Source organism: Providencia sp. UF-224, assembly GCF_058245955.1.
In genome coordinates this window covers 269,231-288,418 of sequence record NZ_JBSICC010000002.1, presented here as the reverse complement: position 1 = coordinate 288,418, position 19,188 = coordinate 269,231, and the positions used below count along the sequence as shown (strand labels likewise).

21 protein-coding genes are annotated in these 19,188 nt (G+C 39.0%); 16 read left to right on the top strand and 5 right to left on the bottom strand.

The genetic code is table 11. From position 1 onward, the window contains the following. Nucleotides 1–8 precede the first annotated feature (8 nt). The 4 genes from AC4IFO_RS03615 to AC4IFO_RS03600 form a co-directional block, all read right to left on the bottom strand. Complete coding sequence (locus AC4IFO_RS03615) at nt 9–1,718, bottom strand: ShlB/FhaC/HecB family hemolysin secretion/activation protein (protein ID WP_490731913.1); 1,710 nt, start codon at nt 1,716–1,718, stop codon at nt 9–11. A 423-nt stretch (nt 1,719–2,141) separates the two neighbouring features. Further along, nucleotides 2,142–2,807, bottom strand: coding sequence for a heme exporter protein CcmB (gene ccmB / locus AC4IFO_RS03610; protein WP_490731911.1), 666 nt, complete (start codon nt 2,805–2,807; stop codon nt 2,142–2,144). Beyond that, entirely contained in the window at nt 2,807–3,424 is a 618-nt protein-coding gene (ccmA, locus tag AC4IFO_RS03605; RefSeq protein ID WP_490731909.1) for a cytochrome c biogenesis heme-transporting ATPase CcmA, read from the bottom strand. The genes ccmB and ccmA overlap by 1 nt, the downstream gene beginning before the upstream one ends. Nucleotides 3,425–3,448: 24 nt before the next feature. Next, the gene (locus AC4IFO_RS03600) at nt 3,449–4,627 is read right to left on the bottom strand and encodes an NAD-binding protein (protein ID WP_490731907.1); all 1,179 of its coding nucleotides are present in this window, start codon (nt 4,625–4,627) and stop codon (nt 3,449–3,451) included. A gap of 362 nt (nt 4,628–4,989) precedes the next feature. Between AC4IFO_RS03600 and cptA the strand changes: the two genes are divergently transcribed. Next, nucleotides 4,990–6,699: a phosphoethanolamine transferase CptA gene (gene cptA, locus AC4IFO_RS03595; protein ID WP_490731906.1), complete on the top strand. Its 1,710-nt coding sequence runs from the start codon at nt 4,990–4,992 to the stop codon at nt 6,697–6,699. 49 nt (nt 6,700–6,748) lie between these two features. On the opposite strand, the gene AC4IFO_RS03590 is transcribed toward cptA, so the two are convergent. Further along, nucleotides 6,749–7,435 (bottom strand): DUF421 domain-containing protein, encoded by a 687-nt coding sequence (locus AC4IFO_RS03590; protein WP_490731905.1) that lies wholly within the window; start codon nt 7,433–7,435, stop codon nt 6,749–6,751. Between the two features lie 289 nt (nt 7,436–7,724). Between AC4IFO_RS03590 and AC4IFO_RS03585 the strand changes: the two genes are divergently transcribed. The 15 genes from AC4IFO_RS03585 (at nt 7,725) to AC4IFO_RS03515 (ending at nt 18,637) form a co-directional block, all read left to right on the top strand. Continuing rightward, nucleotides 7,725–8,048: a hypothetical protein gene (locus tag AC4IFO_RS03585; protein WP_490731904.1), complete on the top strand. Its 324-nt coding sequence runs from the start codon at nt 7,725–7,727 to the stop codon at nt 8,046–8,048. 188 nt (nt 8,049–8,236) lie between these two features. After that, complete coding sequence (locus tag AC4IFO_RS03580; protein WP_490731902.1) at nt 8,237–8,677, top strand: GNAT family N-acetyltransferase; 441 nt, start codon at nt 8,237–8,239, stop codon at nt 8,675–8,677. A 73-nt stretch (nt 8,678–8,750) separates the two neighbouring features. Next, complete coding sequence (locus AC4IFO_RS03575; protein WP_273803248.1) at nt 8,751–9,017, top strand: DksA/TraR family C4-type zinc finger protein; 267 nt, start codon at nt 8,751–8,753, stop codon at nt 9,015–9,017. Nucleotides 9,018–9,447: 430 nt separating this feature from the next. Continuing rightward, entirely contained in the window at nt 9,448–11,454 is a 2,007-nt protein-coding gene (locus AC4IFO_RS03570) for a BCCT family transporter (RefSeq protein WP_490731899.1), read from the top strand. A 277-nt stretch (nt 11,455–11,731) separates the two neighbouring features. Beyond that, nucleotides 11,732–12,124: a PAAR domain-containing protein gene (locus AC4IFO_RS03565; RefSeq protein WP_490731897.1), complete on the top strand. Its 393-nt coding sequence runs from the start codon at nt 11,732–11,734 to the stop codon at nt 12,122–12,124. A gap of 4 nt (nt 12,125–12,128) precedes the next feature. After that, entirely contained in the window at nt 12,129–12,629 is a 501-nt protein-coding gene (locus tag AC4IFO_RS03560) for a DUF4123 domain-containing protein (RefSeq protein WP_490731895.1), read from the top strand. Further along, on the top strand, nt 12,619–12,957 hold the full coding sequence (locus AC4IFO_RS03555; protein WP_490731893.1) for a hypothetical protein: 339 nt from the start codon (nt 12,619–12,621) through the stop codon (nt 12,955–12,957). Before AC4IFO_RS03560 ends, AC4IFO_RS03555 begins: the two co-directional genes overlap by 11 nt. A gap of 1 nt (nt 12,958) precedes the next feature. Next, nucleotides 12,959–13,726, top strand: a complete 768-nt coding sequence (locus tag AC4IFO_RS03550) for a Tox-REase-5 domain-containing protein (RefSeq protein ID WP_490731891.1) — start codon at nt 12,959–12,961, stop codon at nt 13,724–13,726. A 13-nt stretch (nt 13,727–13,739) separates the two neighbouring features. Then, the gene (locus AC4IFO_RS03545; protein ID WP_490731889.1) at nt 13,740–14,417 is read left to right on the top strand and encodes an Imm52 family immunity protein; all 678 of its coding nucleotides are present in this window, start codon (nt 13,740–13,742) and stop codon (nt 14,415–14,417) included. A 127-nt stretch (nt 14,418–14,544) separates the two neighbouring features. Beyond that, the gene (locus AC4IFO_RS03540) at nt 14,545–15,255 is read left to right on the top strand and encodes an Imm52 family immunity protein (protein ID WP_490731887.1); all 711 of its coding nucleotides are present in this window, start codon (nt 14,545–14,547) and stop codon (nt 15,253–15,255) included. Between the two features lie 14 nt (nt 15,256–15,269). After that, nucleotides 15,270–15,947 carry an Imm52 family immunity protein gene (locus AC4IFO_RS03535; RefSeq protein WP_490731885.1) on the top strand — a complete coding sequence of 226 codons (678 nt, stop codon included), beginning with the start codon at nt 15,270–15,272 and terminating at the stop codon, nt 15,945–15,947. Between the two features lie 526 nt (nt 15,948–16,473). After that, nucleotides 16,474–16,761, top strand: a complete 288-nt coding sequence (locus AC4IFO_RS03530; RefSeq protein ID WP_490731883.1) for an Imm52 family immunity protein — start codon at nt 16,474–16,476, stop codon at nt 16,759–16,761. Nucleotides 16,762–16,778: 17 nt separating this feature from the next. After that, on the top strand, nt 16,779–17,045 hold the full coding sequence (locus AC4IFO_RS03525; protein WP_490731881.1) for a hypothetical protein: 267 nt from the start codon (nt 16,779–16,781) through the stop codon (nt 17,043–17,045). A 122-nt stretch (nt 17,046–17,167) separates the two neighbouring features. Next, entirely contained in the window at nt 17,168–17,455 is a 288-nt protein-coding gene (locus AC4IFO_RS03520) for an Imm52 family immunity protein (RefSeq protein ID WP_490731879.1), read from the top strand. 504 nt (nt 17,456–17,959) lie between these two features. Then, entirely contained in the window at nt 17,960–18,637 is a 678-nt protein-coding gene (locus tag AC4IFO_RS03515; RefSeq protein ID WP_490731877.1) for an Imm52 family immunity protein, read from the top strand. Nucleotides 18,638–19,188: the final 551 nt, after the last annotated feature.

Genomic DNA, 19,188 nt, shown 5'->3' with positions numbered 1-19,188 from the left:
GAGATACCTTAATAATTCCAGTTAACAGAAAATGCAAACGTCGCCGGATCCGTTTTAAATCCGTCAGGTTTAGAGAATGGCGTACCAATAGAGAGGTCATAGCTGAGGTTCGCGGCACTGATTGCCCCTCGTAGGCCAATTGCGCCCCCCGCAAGGTGATTGCCAAGATTACGGTATGTGCCGTGCCCACCAATTTCCCCATAGTCTGCACCAAGATAGAGCTCTTGGTTCGGAATTGGTGTTACCCATGAAAGGGTATTTCTTAACGTCCATCCTTGGTCTGCACTGAGTGTGCGTTCCCCATCAAACCCCCGAACCGTCCAGCGGTTACCGATACTGAATTGATCTTGAGGAGTTAACTGCCTGTCACTAATCTGGCGTAAATATTGGGTTTCAAAACGCAGTTGTTGCTCTGAAATTCGAAAAGGAATGCTTGCGGAGGCTGTAAATTGCATCACTTTTGCCAGTGCTGTGGCATATTCCCTTGAGTTGGGATCGTTCGTTTCTTCAAAAGCAGGCATCGCACCAAACCAACGCGTCCCATGTTGATAACTTGCGCCCGCCGTGATCGTTGACTGCCCGATATATTGGCGATGATTAAGGCCAAGTTTCCAAGAGGTGGTGCGGCGCTTTTGGTTTTCAATTTCGGTATCACGAACAAAGTTGCGTGTTTCACGTAAGTTAACATCATACGTTGCCGTTGTTTTTGCTGTTGCATCGCGATATAGCACATTGCTGAGCTGCAAGTTTAAGCTCTTACTTTTCCCACGATATTGAATATCGTCATTCATACCCGCAATTGTTTGTGTGTATTCATAATCACTTGCTGTGGTCGCAAATTGCCAATAACCAAAAGGAACAGAATAGTGTGCACTGTAGTTCGTCGTATCTTTACTGCTTGAAAAGCTCAAGTCACGGGTTGCAGTAATGTAGAAAAGATCGCTGAGTGAGGTAGGGTTATCCAAGGCAAGCATGATACCTGCTTGGTTTTTACCCGTACTTTTTGACCCAGTGTTATCTGCCCATGCGCTCGCATGCCAATAGCGTGACTGTTGTCGATTAATCACAATTTGCGTTTCACCCGGCCCATCCCCAGGGATCATTTCCATTGAGGCTTGTACCGTCGGCAAGCGTTGTAAATTTTCAAGCCCTTGTTCTATATCACGTAAATCTAATAAGTTCCCAGCATGTGCTGGCATCGCGGTATATAACGTACTGTATTGAGAAGAGCCATCAGTAAAGAGAACTTTTTGTACCTTGCCAGGTAAAACCACCAATTTAAGTGTGCCCGTGGATAAATCTTGCTCAGGTACCAACACTCGTGACGTGATCCAGCCATGGCTGATCAATCGATTCTGCACGTCTGTAATTAAGAGATTGATACCATCAATACCAATGCAATGCCCAACTGCTTGATTGGCTAAACGTTGTACAGGAACCCAATGAGGTAGCCCTTCCTGCCCTGTTATTTCAACCTGCTCAATCGTAAAACAAGGGGTTTCTTCAGGGAATTGCAGTTGTGCTTTTACAATAGGGCCAAGCAAGCTGACATCAGGTGCCTTCGCTTCAAACTGTTGTTGCTGCGCTTGCTGCTGCTGTGTCTGCCGATTAAATAGGTTATCTGTGTTATCAGGTTTCAATAATGAGGCTTTTGCGACGGTAGGGAAACAAAAGGTAAATAAAATTGATCCATAGATAAAATTACGCTTAAAAAACATTATTTTTGTTAATCACTATGATTTAAGTTAGGTCGATATACGCAACTTTACATAATTTAAGTTAAATTACAATCGGACTAGCTCCTGCATTTTTATTACTCTCTTTAGCATTTCACTTAATGAATTGATTTAAATATAAAACTAATTTGTAAAAAAGTTTTTCATTAAAAAACAATAGAAAAATCACCTTATTTAAATGGCATTAAATTGACTATTAAATCTGATAAATTCAGCACAAAAATTATTTTCACCCCAATTTTGTACTAAAAAAATAAAACATAACTAATAATCACCCAAAAAATGAGTAAGATTATCTTATTAATTTAGGTTTTGTTGTGAGCTGATACTTAGTCAGTGAAAATCACTAAAAAAGAACAATAAGGGCAATAATTTGCCCTTATTAAAAGATAAATGACGTGATTTTTAGCTATTGCTGATATTGATTTTCAACGCTGCGGCAATCGCTAAAGGGGAGAAAGTAATACTTGCAGCAAATAATGCGGCGAGAATGGCAAAATAGCCATCTAATGGCATTTTGAAGCTATGGGCTTCCATGGTACCTGTCGCATAAATCAACACTGGAATATATAAAGGCAATACCAGTAAACTGACTAATACGCCGCCTTTTTTTAATGACACCGTCAACGCTGCACCTATCGCGCCAATAAAGCTTAAAACGGGGGTACCCAGCAGTAATGTTCCTGCTAATACCATTAGTGTATCGCCATTAAATGACAACATCAGCGCCGCTATCGGTGATAATAAAATCAGCGGTAATCCCGTTACTAACCAGTGCGCGATGACTTTTGCGAAAACAGTGATAAATAGAGGATGAGGCGCCAACAACAGCTGCTCAAGGGAGCCATCAAGGTAATCATCTTTAAATAAACGCTCTAAAGAAAGCAAAGAAGACAAAATTGCAGCAACCCAAAAAACACCTACCGAAATACGCGATAATAACTGAGGCTCAGGCCCAATGCTCAGTGGAAAAAGCGTAATGACAATCAGGAAAAACCACAGTGGGTTAACGAGCTCGGAAAAGCTGCGAAAGGCAATTTTCAGCTCTCGTCTAATTAATAACCAAAACATTATTCACCTCCCCCTGTCAGCTTTAATGAGCCAAATTGCCCTGACATCGCTTGGTGAGAGGTAAACAAAATAATGCCCCCTTGCTTGGCATGTTGATGAAAACGCATCGTTAACCGTTCAACTCCCGCCACATCAATTGCCGTAAAAGGTTCGTCTAGAATCCACAATGGTGCTTCACTTAGCCACAAGCGTGCGAGGTTCACCCGGCGCTGCTGCCCCGCCGAAAGCTGGTTCACAGGGATATCTTCAAAGCCAATCAGTGAAACTTCCTCTAAAGCCTGCCATATGCTCTCGCCCTCAGGCTCTTTGTGATGCATTTGATGATAAAACTTGAGGTTTTCATATGGTGTAAGTAACGATTTAACTGCGGGTTTATGGCCTAAATAGAGCAAGTGCCGAGTAAATTCTTCTTTAAGTTTATCAATCGGTTGATTTTGCCAGCACACATCCCCTTCGTCAGGCTTAAGTAAACCCGCCATCATCCGTAAAAGCGTAGTTTTCCCTGCGCCATTAGGCCCTTCAACCTGCAAAATTTCACTGGGGTGAACAGTAAAGTCGAGCTGTTGAAATAAAATGCGATTTTGACGATGGCAACTGACTTGTTGTGCACTTAGCATGCCGCTGATTTCCTGTTTATTATTCTAAGGTTTGGCAATTTTGTTCAACAGCATATCACTGATAGAATCACTCGATATTGCTTCACCGCAAAGCACTTGCATCAAAACTTCAGAACCTAAAGTCGATAATGAAAATAACATGTCGGGTTTAAGCAAACGGATTTTATCCATATTGCTTTCTTGGTTGATCAAGACAACCGTTTTCACTGTGCTATCGCTGCCTGCTAATTCCCTAACGCCTAATAAAGCAAATGTGCTGAGTGAGTCACTGTCCGTCATGATAAGCACGCACTTTGCATGTTTGACATTCGCCGCGGCAAGTAGCTCCGAACTGGTTGGGTCACCGGTGACAATATTGTCTTTTTCAGGGTAATGGCTACGGTGATTTTCTTGGCAAATAACCGCCACAGGTAGCTCGCGTTTTTTTAACCCTTGATACACATTGACTGCCATTGGCGTGCTACCAATCACCACATAATGATTTTTCATATACGAAAACCTCTTGCGCACAATTTCTTTTGTGCCTTTTGCCAATATGCCAACAACATACACCACTGAAGTCGTAAAAATAGTGATCCCTAAAATAATCACCGTAACAGTAAAGACCCTTGCATCGAGTGTCACAGGCACAATATCGCCAAAACCAACGGTCGTCATGCACACCAATGCGAAATAAAAGGCCGTGGTGCCATCTTTTACAACCGGTAGGAATTCATTGCCGATATAGAGAGTGCCAAAAATGGAATATAACAATAACGAGATAATACAAGTAATTGCCACAAAACCAGCACTGGTTAGACTGTGGTGATGATAAAGCTTCCAAAATAGCCCTAATGCGATAAATAAGGCCAAAGAAAAATAACCTTGGTGAATATTTTCTTGCGCGAGTCGTAGGTCAACAAATGAAATTATCCCTAATAAAAACAGCGAAAAAATCCACGCGATACGTGCGCCGTTTAACATAAAGAGGGAAAGAAAAATAAGTGAAATGCCAAGTAAAAAGCGCGGAATATCCAATAATTTCATAAATCCTAATGATTTTAGCCATTCGGTAAAACCATTTTCACGCCAATCAATGTAATCCGTATAAGCGCTTAGAACAGGTTTTAAAATCATCGAACCATCAATGATGACCAAGATAGAAAGCACTATCCTAATCGTTAAGGATGATCTCAAAAAAGCCACAAACGCGTTATCTAACATGACGGACTCTCACCCTTTCTCAGCAAACCATTAAAACTTTTTATATACCATAAATATAACAAAAGATAATATCAATTCGGTTAGCCCGATAACAAACGATAATTCGTTATCTTACTATTTAGATTATGAATGATAAAACATCGTCTATAATTGAAAGTCACCCCACTAGGTGAGCGGCTAAAATGGATTGTACGCAACGCCATTTCGCTAAAAAAACACAAGATTAAGAAATACTTAAAGATTTACCTTTGATGCTCAAACTATTATTGAACTTAAGTTTGGCCAGTAAATCTAAACACCGATTTTTCGATTATTTTTCAATATTACTTCGCGATTAAAGAAAATAAGAGTTTAAAAACACTATGCTCAACACTACACGCACAGAGAAATTTAGCTGGTTATCACTGTTCTGGCTATTAATCTACTTTTGGTATTTCTCATCGTTATTGCAGCTTTATGTGGTCGTCACAGGCCAAAGTAACAGTATCGGGTTAAGAGATTCCCTGCTGTATAGCTCATTATGGTTAATCCCCGCTCTTCTTTTCCCTCGGAAAATTAAGCTTGTCGCAGGGGTTATTGGGGTTATCTTGTGGCTATCTTCTGTGGTTGCCCTGGCTTACTTTGTGGTTTATGGCCACCAGATATCACAAAGCGTGATGTTTGTGATGTTTGAAACCAATACCAATGAAGCAGGGGAATTCCTCAAACAATACTTTAGTTTTAAAGTGGTTGGCGTCATTCTTGCCTATACCTTAGTGGCTATTTTCTTGTGGTCACGCCTAAAACCGGTTTATATACCGAAAAAAGGCAATGTGGTTGTTTCCTTGCTGATATTGGTCATTTTGTTTGGTGTACCGTATTACAACAAAGGCATCAAACAAGATAGACCACTGGCAAATGTGGCTTCCTATGTGAATAGCAAACTGGCTTACGCCGCACCGTGGCAATTCGTTAGTGGTTATTTCCTTTATAAAAATCAGTTAGCCAATATGGAAGAACTGATCCGCGATAACAGCAAAATTCCACCACTTGCGAACTTTGTGGATACCAATGGTAATACACCACGTACTTTCGTCTTAGTGATTGGTGAGTCCACCAGCCGCGACAGAATGAGCCTGTACGGTTATCAGCGCCCAACGACCCCTGAGTTAGCCGAGTTGGCGAAAGACTACCCCGCTAACTTATCGGTATTTAATGATGTCGTGACTCCGCGTCCGTATACCATTGAAGCGCTCCAACAAATTCTCACGTTTGCGACCCAGACTGAGCCTGAATTGTTTAACTCCCGCCCTTCTATCATGAATATGATGAAACAAGCTGGCTTTAAAACGTTTTGGATCACCAATCAGCAAACCATGACAGAGCGAAATACTTTATTGACGGCCTTTTCTCGCCAGACCGATAAGCAGTATTACCTCAATAATGATATGGCTCAGAGCTCGCGTATCTACGATGACGTGGTGTTCGACCCTTTCAAAGAAGCCCTTGCCGACCCAGCAGAAAAGAAATTTATCGTGGTGCATCTGCTAGGGACCCATATGCGTTATGAATTCCGCTACCCTGAAGATAAAGCGGTGTTTACGCAAAGGGACAGCTTGGTACCTGCTAACCTGAAAGATGACCAAGTCAAAGACTATAACGCCTATGATAATGCACAGCATTACAATGATTATGTGGTGTCGACCTTAATTAAAGACTTTGATTCTTCTAAAGAAAATGGCTTCTTAGTCTTTTTCTCTGACCACGGGGAAGATGTCTATGATACACCACCACATGAGATGTTAGGCCGTAGTGAAGGTAAACCAAGCAAGGTTATCTACAATGTGCCCTTCCTTGTTTGGCAATCACCTGAATGGTTAAGTACCCATCAGTTTGATTTAAATGATAAAACAACCCGCCCATTCAGCACGATGGATTTTATCTACGCGTGGTCTGACTTAGCGGGCTTCAACTACACAGGTTATGAACCAGAAAAGAGCCTGTTTAGCACAGAGTTTAAACCTCAGCCTCGTTATATCGGTGACCCTGATAATAAATCCTCAATCATGCTTTATGATGATTTGAAGAAGTAATATCATTACAAGTAGATGGAGTGCATTGCATTTCATCTACTTGCCTACCTTAAGCAATGCTTTTTAGTTCATGTGTATCTTCGCGGTTTATTTTCCCATCTTGCAAAATAAAAGTAACTTCACCACGCCAGAACTCCGCTAAGAAAATATCATCGAGCGATTCAATACCTTGAAATTCAATCTGTTGCTTTAACCAAGCTTCATCCCTTTCTATCGATTCCAACTCACTGGTTCTTATCACACCATCTTTCATTAAAATAACCGAAGGCATATTTTTTTCATCACAAATGATGGTCAGTTGCCCGTCAGGCTCAATTTGTGCATAGTAAATTTCTTGAAATGAATGAATACCTTGGGCATGAATACGCGATGAGATATTGATGATATCTATTTTATTTTTTTTCTTGAGTATATTTTCCATAATGAATTGCCCCTTTTTAATAATCGGTATTGGGTTGCCAATCGCCACATTACGGAAAAAGTTCACTTTTTTTGTTAATAAATTCAAAGAGCTAATAAATAAGACACCAATCATTAAAATCGTTATATATTGATACAGCGGTATCGTATCACTATAAATCACCCCTCCGATAATTCCCCCTAAAACAAAATTACCAATAAAATCAATCGGAGTCATTTGGGAGAGCTGTGTTTTTCCAGATAAATTCATATGGGTAATAACGATAGCGAAACCAATAATGAACTTTAAAATGATAAACGAATAATAGTACGTCATATTGCTATCCTTTTATTTACCTAATTTAAAACGTTTTTTTGCTTTTTATGCCATCAGTTTAGCCTGTCTTCTGAGCTTTAGGTGCAATAACCCCCTTAACCATTAAAAACCATGAATATTCAGCATAAGGGAGAAATTAGCAATGCCAGACAACAATAAGTCACTTTTATATTTCAAAAATTCGCCTATTCATTTTATTAAAACCTTAAATTCAACTATATTAAAATATGAGCATAAGTATCAATGCTGATAAATGGTTTTAAACTCATTTAATTCTAAGGGTATGTTTATGAACAAAAAAATCATCGCTTCATTATTTTTTGCCGGTCTACTTACTGTCATAACAGGCTGTGATGATTCATCTAAACCTAGCGATACTGTTAAGCAAGCTGAAGAAAAAGCTCAACAACTCAAAGCTGATGGTGAACAAAAAGCCAATGAACTTACCGAAGCAACAAAAAATAAAGCTGAGGAGCTGAAACAAGATGCTTCTGCACTTGGTCAAGAAGTTAAAACAGATGCCATCAATAAAGCTGATGAAGTGGCAACTGACGTTAAAGAAAAAACAGAATCCATCAAAGCTGAAAATGATGCAAAAACAGAGAATAAGTAATATTTAAAAAAGTACGCTAAGCGCGCTGCAATCGCACTTAATCATTACCCCAAATGCAGGTTTTTTACCTGCATTTGCCTGTTTTATCTATTACATCCTAAAAAGCACCAAAACCTACCTGTTCCAATGGCTATCTCGTTATATAGTAAACCTTCTTTTATTTTATAACGTCAAAACTAGGACTCTCCATGGAAATCAAACACAGCCTTGGCCATGCAAACCCTGCACTGGTCGCAGATGCTTTTGACCTACGCCAGCAAGTTTTTACTCAAGAGCAGGGCTTCCCCGCTGACATTGATGTGGATGAATATGATGATACCGCGCTGCATGTGGTTTTATATTTAAACCAGCAACCTGCAGCGGTTTTGCGCTGTCTATTTATGGATGCTGGATTGATCAAAGTGGGACGTGTTGCTGTGCAAAAAACGCACCGCGGCAAAGGCTTAGGCCGCGAAATGATGAAGTTTGTCCAGCAATATGGCGCTGAAAATCAGTATCAAAAAATCGGCCTTTCTGCCCAACACACCGCCATTACCTTCTACCAAAGCCTAGGCTATAAAACTGAAGGGGAAATGTACGATGAGGATGGCATGGATCATATTTTTATGAGCTTATCTTTAAACCGTTAACCCTGCCCTTGAAATTACCGCTCTCGCCTCTATATTAATACTAGGTCAATTATTAACCAACCAGAGGTGTACCATGGCGAATGGCTGGGCAAATGAAGATGCGGTGCAGGAACAAATTGATGCCACGCTAGATGACGCGATTGCGAAAGCACGTGGCCAATTGCCTTCAGGTGAAAGTGCCAAATTTTGTGAAGAGTGCGGCGAGCCTATTCCTGAAGCACGCCGCTTGGCGGTATTAGGCGTGAAACTCTGTCTAAAGTGCCAATCTGAACTAGACAAAAAACAAGCCGCTTTTAGTGGTTACAATCGGCGTGGGAGTAAGGATAGTCAATTGAGATAATACGCTTTTATTATCAAGCAACTCGCACTTTACAACAAGTTAATAGTGACTTTCACCCATCTTCCTTAACTTATTGGTAAAACATGTAAATTTATCATTCTTAATGATTAATAAATTGATAATTAACATGATATTCCATCCCTTTAATCAATCTTATTTCCCCCTATTGTTGATCATTCATCCATATCATGGCAGTATAACCGCCTATTTTTTAACTTCCCAAGGTGGCAAAGACTCGACATTTATGATTTTTTCGGCGGTTTTCACTGCCAACAACACCACGTATAACGCGTTTTTATTGTTCTTTCTATTACGTTCCCTTAGGGAATATTTTCGCAATTATCCATTGTTTCATTAAGAAGGACAGGTCGTTGCATACCGTTCTCACTCTTGGTATGCCAAAAATAAAATAAAACAAAAGAAGGTTGTTATGAGTCAAATTGCTACTGATTCGAAAAAAGTTCGTTCTAAAATTAGTCCCCCAGTGTTTTATAGCTCTGCCATTATTATTTTGGTTATTGTAGGCTTTGCCGCACTGATGCCAAAAGTCGCAGAATCTCATCTAAGTCATCTTCAACAAAACTTGTTTAACAACGCCAGTTGGTTCTACATCCTTGCTGTAGCCATCATCCTTCTGAGTGTGACTTATCTGGGACTCTCCCGTTATGGGCAAATAAAACTGGGGCCAGACCACGCGCAGCCAAATTTTAGTTACGTGTCGTGGTTTGCCATGCTGTTTTCCGCCGGTATGGGGATTGGCTTGATGTTCTTTGGGGTCGCCGAACCCGTGATGCATTACCTCAATCCGCCTGTCGGTGAGCCACAAACTATTGAAGCGGCAAAAGAAGCCATGCGTTTGACCTTCTTCCACTGGGGGTTACACGCTTGGGCGATTTACGCCATTGTTGCCTTAATTTTGGCGTTTTTTAGTTATCGCCACGGGTTACCCCTGACACTACGCTCTGCACTGTATCCCATTATTGGCGATCGCATTTATGGCCCTATTGGCCATGCCGTTGATATCTTTGCAGTCGTTGGTACGGTGTTTGGTGTTGCCACATCATTAGGCTTCGGTGTATTGCAGGTCAATGCGGGTCTAAATCACTTGTTTGGCTGGCCGGTGAATGAAATGGTGCAAGTGGGGCTAATCGTCACATTTACCGCACTGGCAACGCTTTCTGTGGTTTCAGGGCTGGATAAAGGCATTCGTATTTTATCCGAACTTAACTTGGGTCTCGCTTTCTTGCTGCTGTTGCTGATTGTGATACTGGGGCCGACGGTTCTGTTATTAAAATCGTTTGTGGAAAATACGGGCGGTTATCTTTCTGAGATTGTGACCAAAACCTTTAATTTGTACGCCTATGAACCTAAATCAAGCGATTGGCTAGGTGGCTGGACGTTACTGTATTGGGGTTGGTGGTTATCATGGTCACCGTTTGTGGGGATGTTTATCGCGCGAATTTCCCGTGGCCGTACTATCCGTGAATTTGTCATGGGCGTGTTATTCGTGCCTGCTGGGTTCACATTGATGTGGATGACGTTCTTCGGTAACACTGCCATTGACCTTATCAAGAACCAAGGAGCGGTAAAGCTCGCCGAAACCGTGCAATCGGATGTCTCCCTTGCCTTGTTTGAGTTCTTGAATTATTTCCCATTTTCCTCTGCATTATCATTTTTCGCCATGTTAATGGTGGTGGTATTCTTTGTCACCTCGGCGGACTCAGGGGCGATGGTGGTCGATACACTGGCCTCTGGCGGTGACTCTAATACCCCAATTTGGCAGCGTATTTTCTGGGCTGGGCTGATGGGCGTCGTGGCTATTACCATGTTACTGGCGGGTGGCTTACAAGCGCTGCAAACCCTCACCATTGCCAGCGCCTTACCGTTTGCCATGGTCTTGCTTGCCTCTATTTATGGGTTATTTAAAGCGCTGCGCGTGGATGCCTATAAGCGCGATAGCCAGCAATTAGCGACGATTGCGCCGACGGCAAGCCGTAACCCAATCCCATGGCAACGCCGCTTGCGCAATATTGTCTATTTCCCTAAGCGCGCCCATGTGAAGCGTTTTATGGAAGAATCTGTTAAGCCGTCAATGGAGATGGTTTCCGAGGAATTAGCGAAGCAAGGCACGGTTTGCCATATTCATACAGACAGAGACGACAGAATCGGTTTTGAGGTAGATTTAGGCGACGATATGAACTTTTTCTACGAAGTTCGCCTCCGTTACTATGTTCAGCCATCTTTTGCCTTAGCGGGTATGGGCACGGAAACAGATGAAGAAAAGAGTGAAGAACAACGCTATTACCGCGCCGAAATTCACTTAAAAGAAGGCGGCCAAGACTACGATGTGATGGGCTGGGCAAAAGAGCAGATCATCCACGATATTCTCGACCAATATGAAAAACATATTCACTTCTTACACTTGTTGGGTAAGTAGTTCATCACCGAACTATTATCTCGAAATATGTAGATGAAAATGCACTGGCGGCTCAAAAATGGGTCGCCAATTTTTTGCTCAATATTCCCCCATCTCTCTCCATATACTAATGCTTGCCATAAAACTCACAAAGAATCATTAGCGAACAGCGTAATAAAACAGAAATTTTTTTTAATCTGCGAGTTACATTCAACAAAAATACAATAACATTTATTTATTATTGATAATTTTACTTAAGTGCAAAATAATCCCTATCTCATGATAAAAGGAATAGATTATGGCGATAGGCTTTTTTTTGCGAGTGGGTGATAGAACAACTTGCGGAGGACAAATACTCACCGGTGACCAAACATTTTCTTGGTACGGTGTAGCGGGTGCAAGGGAAGGCGATCTCGTCAGTTGCGGTAAGCATTCTGGGCGTTTTTATATTATTGGTGGGTGTAACAGCGTTTGGAATGAAGACCGAAAAGTCGCGGGAACACTAGAAAGTATCAGCTCATGTCCTTGCCGAGCACGGTTTATTCCATCAATTCAAGATTGTTATAGCGACGAAAGTGGGTCAACCGAACTAGCCTCAACAACCCCACCCGCAATACCGCCTAAAATTTGCATTAGTTGCCTTATGAAAGCGGCAGAATCGGGTCAAATGCTAGTCGTGAGAGAAGGATGACCCCATGCATAACCAACATCCTCTTTTTAACTATCTGGAACGTTACCCCGCAGCCAAACATTATTGTTTGATTTGTGGTTTACAGTATGAACGTTACTTTGATAAAGCACTGCAAAATACGCTCAGCGCAGCAAGTCCGTTATTTCGGCAACCTTCCGATAGCGAAATCGCTTGGGCGGGCCCATGGTTAATTGACGTCACCCTGCAAGGGAGTTTGCTGGCTGATTTAATGCAATTAGAAACTGAATCCGCCGCACTAACATGGCTCATTAGTGAGTTCCCCATTGATAAACTGGCTATTCATTTATCTGAACGGCTTAATGTCAGCTTACCTGATGGGAAAACCGCCTTATTTCGCTTTTACGACCCTCGCGTCACTCACAATATGCCCCAAGTGCTCACGAATGAACAATTCAATGAAATAACCGCACCACTCATTGCATGGTATTACCGTTTTGAAGGGCGATTTTATGCATTACAAGGAGGTGGTTTAAATGCAGTTTAGCGAAGAGCAATTAAAGAGAATTGCCAATATTGAGCAGAGCGATTACGTCAAGCAAGTGAGTGCGGATTTTTGTCAACACCACTTGAATAAAATTAAGAACCTCGACACGCTAAACACACGCTTAGAGTCTGCGTTTCGCTATGTGCTTTCCCTAGGGTTCACTCAAGAACCGTTAATTCGGTCATTTTTATTTTACGAGGCTTGCTGCCCCGGCTTTCATTTAAAGCCCGAAATTAGAGATATGCTTGAGGAAAAAAATCGCGTGCCAGAGCAGCAGTATCAAGATTTTTTACGGATAGCCATGAAATTGATTGAATGGAGAACTTAACATGCCAATTCCATTAATAGTTGCAGGCGCAGGCTTAATGACGCTGGGCGGGCTCGCCGCCGTAACCCAAGAAGCCTCAAAAATCGGTTTTCCCTCTTCGTCAGGTAATAGTGATGATGAGTGGGGAGATAATATAAGCTACGGTGATAAAATACGTGAATACGAAAGTATCGCCATTGGTGGTGAACTTGGCGATGAGGCTCCCAATGATAAAGGAAAAGGCGGTCAAGGGGCTGCCACTGGCGCTGTAACAGGCTCATCGATTGGCGTTGCTGCAATTGAGGCTAGCAAAGGGTGTAAAGATTGCCCTGCGGTTCCGTATATTATTCCTCATGAAAGTAATATAACCAATACACGCTCACCAAAAGCTTATGAATATCAAGCAAGGATATGTAATACACAAATCAGAACCGTTGCTACTCCTGCAGGGCAGTTTAAATATATTGATGAATGGAAGTGCACAATCCCAGTTCCAACAAGAACCAAAAATCCTTTAGTGGAGTTTGACGGCTGGGTGCCCAGTGAATATAACTTTATTGAAACTAAAGATAATTATGATTTTTTCTTCAATAGCCAAGGCGAGCCAAATATATTTATGGGTGAGCATAATAAAATCCTTAAGCAAGCCGGAGAACAAAACTGGTTATGCTTTAGCCAGTTTAAAAAAAGGTCATTTATTGATTGGCATTTTTCACATAAAAAAATGTTTGAGCTTTGTGAGGAATTATTAGAACCATTACCACAAGTACGAACACACTTTTCACCATAATTTTGAGGTAGTTATGAATTTATCGATTAAATTAGATATCGAGCTACATGAAGAAATGTCAATCCCCCTATTAATTGATATTTTTAGTCATATGATTTTAACCTGTGAGTCGATCACTCATGAAAATGAAGACGCATGGTATTTAACAGGCGATACTTTAGAAGAAGCATTACAAAAGAAAGCTTTTAACCAATATACACCAACCGATTTATTGAAGAATATTCCTTATTTTGATTGGGCAGAATCTATATGGGCTAATGAAAACAAAGCATTAGATATAAAATATACCAGTTGTGGGCTGATATATAATCTAGAGTTTAAACTACGTAATATTAATGCACTTAGCCAAACAGCTATAGTTAATGCACTAAATTATTATATTGATACATATAGAATAATTTGCATGCGAATTGATACGAATAAATATAGATACAATAAAAAAAATGTTTTCCCAGATAGGCTCCCCGTTGGCTGGATGCTTTATCTCAATAAAAAAATAAGCCAACAGCAAGTACCTATGGTTGCTGAACTTATTCATATTGAAAATGAGAAAAACAATGGCACATTGATTATCAGTACTGACCATGTATTTGATGGCTCAGATAAAGACGATATCAAAAAAGCCAATGAAATCGAAATTCAGTTAACTGGATTAGGGTTATTGCCGTTGATACGTGAGATATACAGTTAATTTAATTGACAACCTTGGCTAATCAGTTTCCCCCACCTCAGGTAGTGACGATGAGAGTGGGGAAATGCGAGCTATGACGATAGCGTTTGTGAACATCAACGTATTTTACATACCTGAAGGACTAGCTATGAAGCTCTCATTAACTATAGAAATCTATTTAAATAAGGAAAATTATTCAATTTCTGATGTGGTAAATGATTATTTGTTTTTTTCAAAGTTTACAAATGAAATTGCAGGTCAGTCTAGCTGGTACCTTACAGGAAGCTCAAAGAAAGGAGCCCTAGAGAAGAAATTCATTGAAAATGATAATATAAACAAGGAGATCGAACACAAATTCATTAATAAACTAACAAAATCTTCTCCTATTTATGGCTCCGCGATCTGGAATGGAGATAAAAATAGCCTACAAATAAGTAATTATCTAGCCAGAAGCTTTGATAATTATGATGTTAGCTTAAGCATGAAGTTGGAAAACAAGAAAAACATACAATATACGATTAAAAAATCAATATTAAACTTAATGGAAAATTATATTAAAGTAGGGAAGATATTAATTCATACAAATCAATATCACTTAAATGAAAAAAATGTATTCCCTGATAGACTCCCCGTTGGTTGGATGCTGTATTTAAATAAACATATCACGCAAGAACAAGTCCCTATGGTTGCTGAGCTTATTCATATTGAAAATGAGAAAAATAATGGCACCTTGATTATCAGTACTGACCATGTATTTGATGGCTCAGATAAAGACGATATCAAAAAAGCCAATGAAATCGAAATTCAGTTAACTGGATTAGGCCTGCTGCCGCTTTATTCTGAAATTTATAGTGAATAGTAAAAAGGTATGTGATGAATTTATCAATTAGTTTAGATATTGAGTTACATGAAGAAATGTCAATCCCCCTATTAATTGATATTTTTAGTCATATGATTTTAACATGTGAATCAATTACTAATGAAAAAGAGGACTCATGGTATTTAACAGGCGATAGTCTGGAAGAAGCATTACAGAAGAAAGCCTTTAACCAGTATACACCGACGAATTTATTAAAGGATATTCCTTTTTTTGATTGTATAGAATCTATTTGGTCTGGTGAAAAAAAAGCTCTTGTTATAAAAGGAAACAGCGTAAATTTGAAATATAATTTAGAGTTTGATTTACGCGAAATACCAAATGTAAGTATAAATAAAGTAAAGGATATCTTACACCATTACTTTGATGAATTTAATGTATTATGTGTTCGTGTAGACATTAATGACTATGAATATAAAAATCGAAATGTTTTCCCAGACAGACTCCCCGTTGGTTGGATGCTGTATTTAAATAAACATATCACGCAAGAACAAGTGCCTATGGCTGCTGAACTTATTCATATTGAAAATGAAAAAAACAATGGCACATTGATTATCAGTACTGACCACGTGTTTGATGGCTCAGATAAAGACGATATCAAAAAAGCCAATGAAATCGAAATTCAGTTAACTGGATTAGGGTTATTACCGTTGATACGTGAGATATACAGTTAATTTAATTGACAACCTTGGCTAATCAGTTTCCCCCACCTCAAGTAGTGATGATGAAAGTGGGGAAATACGAGCTATGACGATAGCGTTTTCATACACCGTAAGGAGCAACAATAGCCATCTCATTGATTATAAAGATTTACTTGAGTAAAAAAATTACACAGCGCAGGATGCAGTTGATAACATCTTATGCTTTTCAGAGTATATAAAAGAAATAACTCATACTGAAAGCTGGTTTTCATCTGGATACAGTCCAAAAGAGGCGTTAAAGCATAAAATAATTGATAGAGGCGTAATCGATCACAAGGAAGTCGAGTTACTTATAAAAAAATTATGTAAGACTCCCCCCATATTTGTAACCTCAATTTGGAATGGTAGTGGTGGTATCAGGATACAAAATTATATATGCAGCAGCACGGATAATTTTTTGATTACCTATTCTTTAGAAATTGAAAATGAAATGGGCTTGACAATAAAAATAAAAAATTTGTTGCAAAAAATATTAAACAATAAAGATAATATTGCTGTTATGTTTGTTCATACAAATCAATATCACTTAAATGAAAAAAATGTATTCCCAGATAGACTCCCCGTTGGTTGGATGCTTTATCTCAATAGAAAAATTACGCAAGAACAATTGCCTATGGCCGCTGAACTTGTTGATATTGAAAATGAGAAAAACAATGGCACATTGATTATCAGTACTGACCATGTGTTTGATGGCTCAGATAAAGACGATATCAAAAAAGCCAATGAAATCGAAATACAACTAACTGCGTTAGGGCTACTTCCACTTTATACTGAAATTTACAGCTAAGCGTAAAAGGGGAAAAGATGGATTTATCAATTAGTTTAGATATCGAGCTACATGAAGAAATGTCACCCCCCCTATTAATTGATATTTTTAGTCATATGATTTTAACATGTGAATCAATTACTAATGAAAAAGAGGACTCATGGTATTTAACAGGCGATACCCTTGAAGATGCATTAAAAAAGAAAGCCTTTAATCAAAACACACCAACCAATTTATTAAAGGATATTCCTTACTTTGATTGTATGGAATCAATATGGGCTAATGAAAACAAGGCATTGATATAAAGTATACCAGTTCTGGATTAATCTATAATCTTGAATTTGCTATTGATGATATTAACTACATCAAAAAAAATTCTGTAATAGAGGCCATAAATTATTATTTTAGTGTCTATAAAATCGTTTGTATGCGGATTGATACTAATGGGTATAGGTATAATAAAAAAAATGTTTTCCCAGACAGACTCCCCGTTGGTTGGATGCTGTATTTAAATAAACATATCACGCAAGAACAAGTCCCTATGGCTGCTGAGCTTATTCATATTGAAAATGAGAAAAACAATGGCACATTGATTATCAGTACTGACCATGTATTTGATGGCTCAGATAAAGACGATATCAAAAAAGCCAATGAAATCGAAATTCAGCTAACAGCATTAGGGTTATTGCCGTTGATACGTGAGATATATAGCTAAGTATATTTTAGTTATTCAAGTTATCTGCTTTGGATAATGATCTTCCCTCCTCATTCAGTACTGGTGATGAAGAATGAGGAGATAATACAAGCTACGGTGATAAAATACGTGAATACGAAAGTATCGCCATTGGTGGTGAACTTGGCGATGAGGCTCCCAATGATAAAGGAAAAGGTGGACAAGGGGCTGGCGCTGTAGCAGGCTCATCGATTGGCGTTGCTGCAATTGAGGCTAGCAAAGGGTGTAAAGATTGCCCTGTTATTCCGTATGTTATTCTTCATGAAAGTAATATAACCAATACACGTTCACCAAAAGCTTATGAATATCAAGCAAGGATATGTAATACACAAATTAGAACCGTTGATACTCCCGCAGGGCAGTTTAAATATACCATATATTGACTGGCATTTTTCACAAGAAAACATGTATAGGTTTTGTTCAAGGATTTTTGATTCTTATCAACAAGTACGAACCCATTTAACGCCATAAAAAGGTTACTTTAAAATGAAGCTAAAGTTAGATGTTGATATTAAACTAGGTGATGAACTAACAAGTGAGAAACTCTCCGATATTTTTCATTCCATGATAGATTTTGTAGAGAATGTTACGTTACCTAATAATAATGAATGGTTTTTTTCTGGGGAAAGCTTAGAAGATTCAATGAAAAAACCAGCATTTGAGAATGGTAGACCATCTTCTATTTTAAAAAATAAAGAGAATATAGAAATTATAGAATCTATATGGGCAGAAGGTAACTCTTTAACAATACAACACGCTACACTTAGTAATCAATACATATTAAGATTTAATATTAGAAAAGTTAAAAGCTTAAGTGTTTCAAATACATTAAAATCGCTACATAAAATTTTATCTATTTTTGATGTTATATGTTTCAAAATAGATACAAATAATTATGCATACAATCAAAAACAAGTTTTCCCAGACAGACTTCCCGTTGGCTGGATGCTGTATTTAAATAAACATATAACACAAGAACAAGCGCCTATGGCTGCTGAGCTTATTCATATTGAAAATGAAAAAAATAATGGCACCTTGATTATCAGTACTGACCATGTATTTGATGGCTCAGATAAAGACGATATCAAAAAAACCAATGAAATCGAGATTCAGTTAACTGGATTAGGGTTACTTCCTTTAATTAAAGAGATTTACAGTGCTTGAATTTAAGCTTAAAAATTGAAGCGGTGTATATCACATCACACACTCTAAAACCGAATACCCCAAGATAATCCATTAGTAAGAAATGCCCCATCGATAACTCATTTTTATAAGTATCTCAAAGAGATACCTAACTAACCAAGTTCCAGCAATAATGTCACAGTGCGAAATATGGCGACAGCAAATTAATTTTCTAGGTACAAATTAATTTTCTAAATAGTTCGTGCTGTGACTAGGCGCTAAACGAGGATATCTTGGGGAGCATACATTAGTATGTGACCCAAATAGCCGAAAGAAGCCAACACCGCTAAAGCTCGAAATATGACGACAGCAAATTAATTTTCTAGATACAAATTAATTTTCTAAATAGTTCGAACTCTAGCAAGGCGGTAATTGAGGATAGCTTGGGGAGCATACATCAGTATGTGACCTAAATATCCAAAAGAAGCCAACACCGCTAGAATTCGCAATATGACGAAGGCAAACTAATTATCTAGATACAAATTAATTTTCTAAACAGTTCGAACTCTAGCAAGGCGGCAATTGAGGATAGC

Excerpts from the sequence above, each read along its gene's own strand:
- ccmB (WP_490731911.1), bottom strand. The coding sequence starts at position 2,807 with ATGTTTTGGTTATTAATTAGACGAGAGCTGAAAATTGCCTTTCGCAGC.
- cptA (WP_490731906.1), top strand. The coding sequence starts at position 4,990 with ATGCTCAACACTACACGCACAGAGAAATTTAGCTGGTTATCACTGTTC.
- AC4IFO_RS03615 (WP_490731913.1), bottom strand. The coding sequence starts at position 1,718 with ATGTTTTTTAAGCGTAATTTTATCTATGGATCAATTTTATTTACCTTT.
- AC4IFO_RS03560 (WP_490731895.1), top strand. The coding sequence starts at position 12,129 with ATGCATAACCAACATCCTCTTTTTAACTATCTGGAACGTTACCCCGCA.
- AC4IFO_RS03575 (WP_273803248.1), top strand. The coding sequence starts at position 8,751 with ATGGCGAATGGCTGGGCAAATGAAGATGCGGTGCAGGAACAAATTGAT.
- AC4IFO_RS03545 (WP_490731889.1), top strand. The coding sequence starts at position 13,740 with ATGAATTTATCGATTAAATTAGATATCGAGCTACATGAAGAAATGTCA.
- AC4IFO_RS03550 (WP_490731891.1), top strand. The coding sequence starts at position 12,959 with ATGCCAATTCCATTAATAGTTGCAGGCGCAGGCTTAATGACGCTGGGC.
- AC4IFO_RS03530 (WP_490731883.1), top strand. The coding sequence starts at position 16,474 with ATGTTTGTTCATACAAATCAATATCACTTAAATGAAAAAAATGTATTC.
- AC4IFO_RS03540 (WP_490731887.1), top strand. The coding sequence starts at position 14,545 with ATGAAGCTCTCATTAACTATAGAAATCTATTTAAATAAGGAAAATTAT.
- AC4IFO_RS03535 (WP_490731885.1), top strand. The coding sequence starts at position 15,270 with ATGAATTTATCAATTAGTTTAGATATTGAGTTACATGAAGAAATGTCA.
- AC4IFO_RS03515 (WP_490731877.1), top strand. The coding sequence starts at position 17,960 with ATGAAGCTAAAGTTAGATGTTGATATTAAACTAGGTGATGAACTAACA.
- AC4IFO_RS03580 (WP_490731902.1), top strand. The coding sequence starts at position 8,237 with ATGGAAATCAAACACAGCCTTGGCCATGCAAACCCTGCACTGGTCGCA.
- AC4IFO_RS03565 (WP_490731897.1), top strand. The coding sequence starts at position 11,732 with ATGGCGATAGGCTTTTTTTTGCGAGTGGGTGATAGAACAACTTGCGGA.
- AC4IFO_RS03585 (WP_490731904.1), top strand. The coding sequence starts at position 7,725 with ATGAACAAAAAAATCATCGCTTCATTATTTTTTGCCGGTCTACTTACT.
- AC4IFO_RS03590 (WP_490731905.1), bottom strand. The coding sequence starts at position 7,435 with ATGACGTACTATTATTCGTTTATCATTTTAAAGTTCATTATTGGTTTC.
- AC4IFO_RS03520 (WP_490731879.1), top strand. The coding sequence starts at position 17,168 with ATGCGGATTGATACTAATGGGTATAGGTATAATAAAAAAAATGTTTTC.
- AC4IFO_RS03525 (WP_490731881.1), top strand. The coding sequence starts at position 16,779 with ATGGATTTATCAATTAGTTTAGATATCGAGCTACATGAAGAAATGTCA.
- AC4IFO_RS03555 (WP_490731893.1), top strand. The coding sequence starts at position 12,619 with ATGCAGTTTAGCGAAGAGCAATTAAAGAGAATTGCCAATATTGAGCAG.
- AC4IFO_RS03600 (WP_490731907.1), bottom strand. The coding sequence starts at position 4,627 with ATGTTAGATAACGCGTTTGTGGCTTTTTTGAGATCATCCTTAACGATT.
- AC4IFO_RS03570 (WP_490731899.1), top strand. The coding sequence starts at position 9,448 with ATGAGTCAAATTGCTACTGATTCGAAAAAAGTTCGTTCTAAAATTAGT.
- ccmA (WP_490731909.1), bottom strand. The coding sequence starts at position 3,424 with ATGCTAAGTGCACAACAAGTCAGTTGCCATCGTCAAAATCGCATTTTA.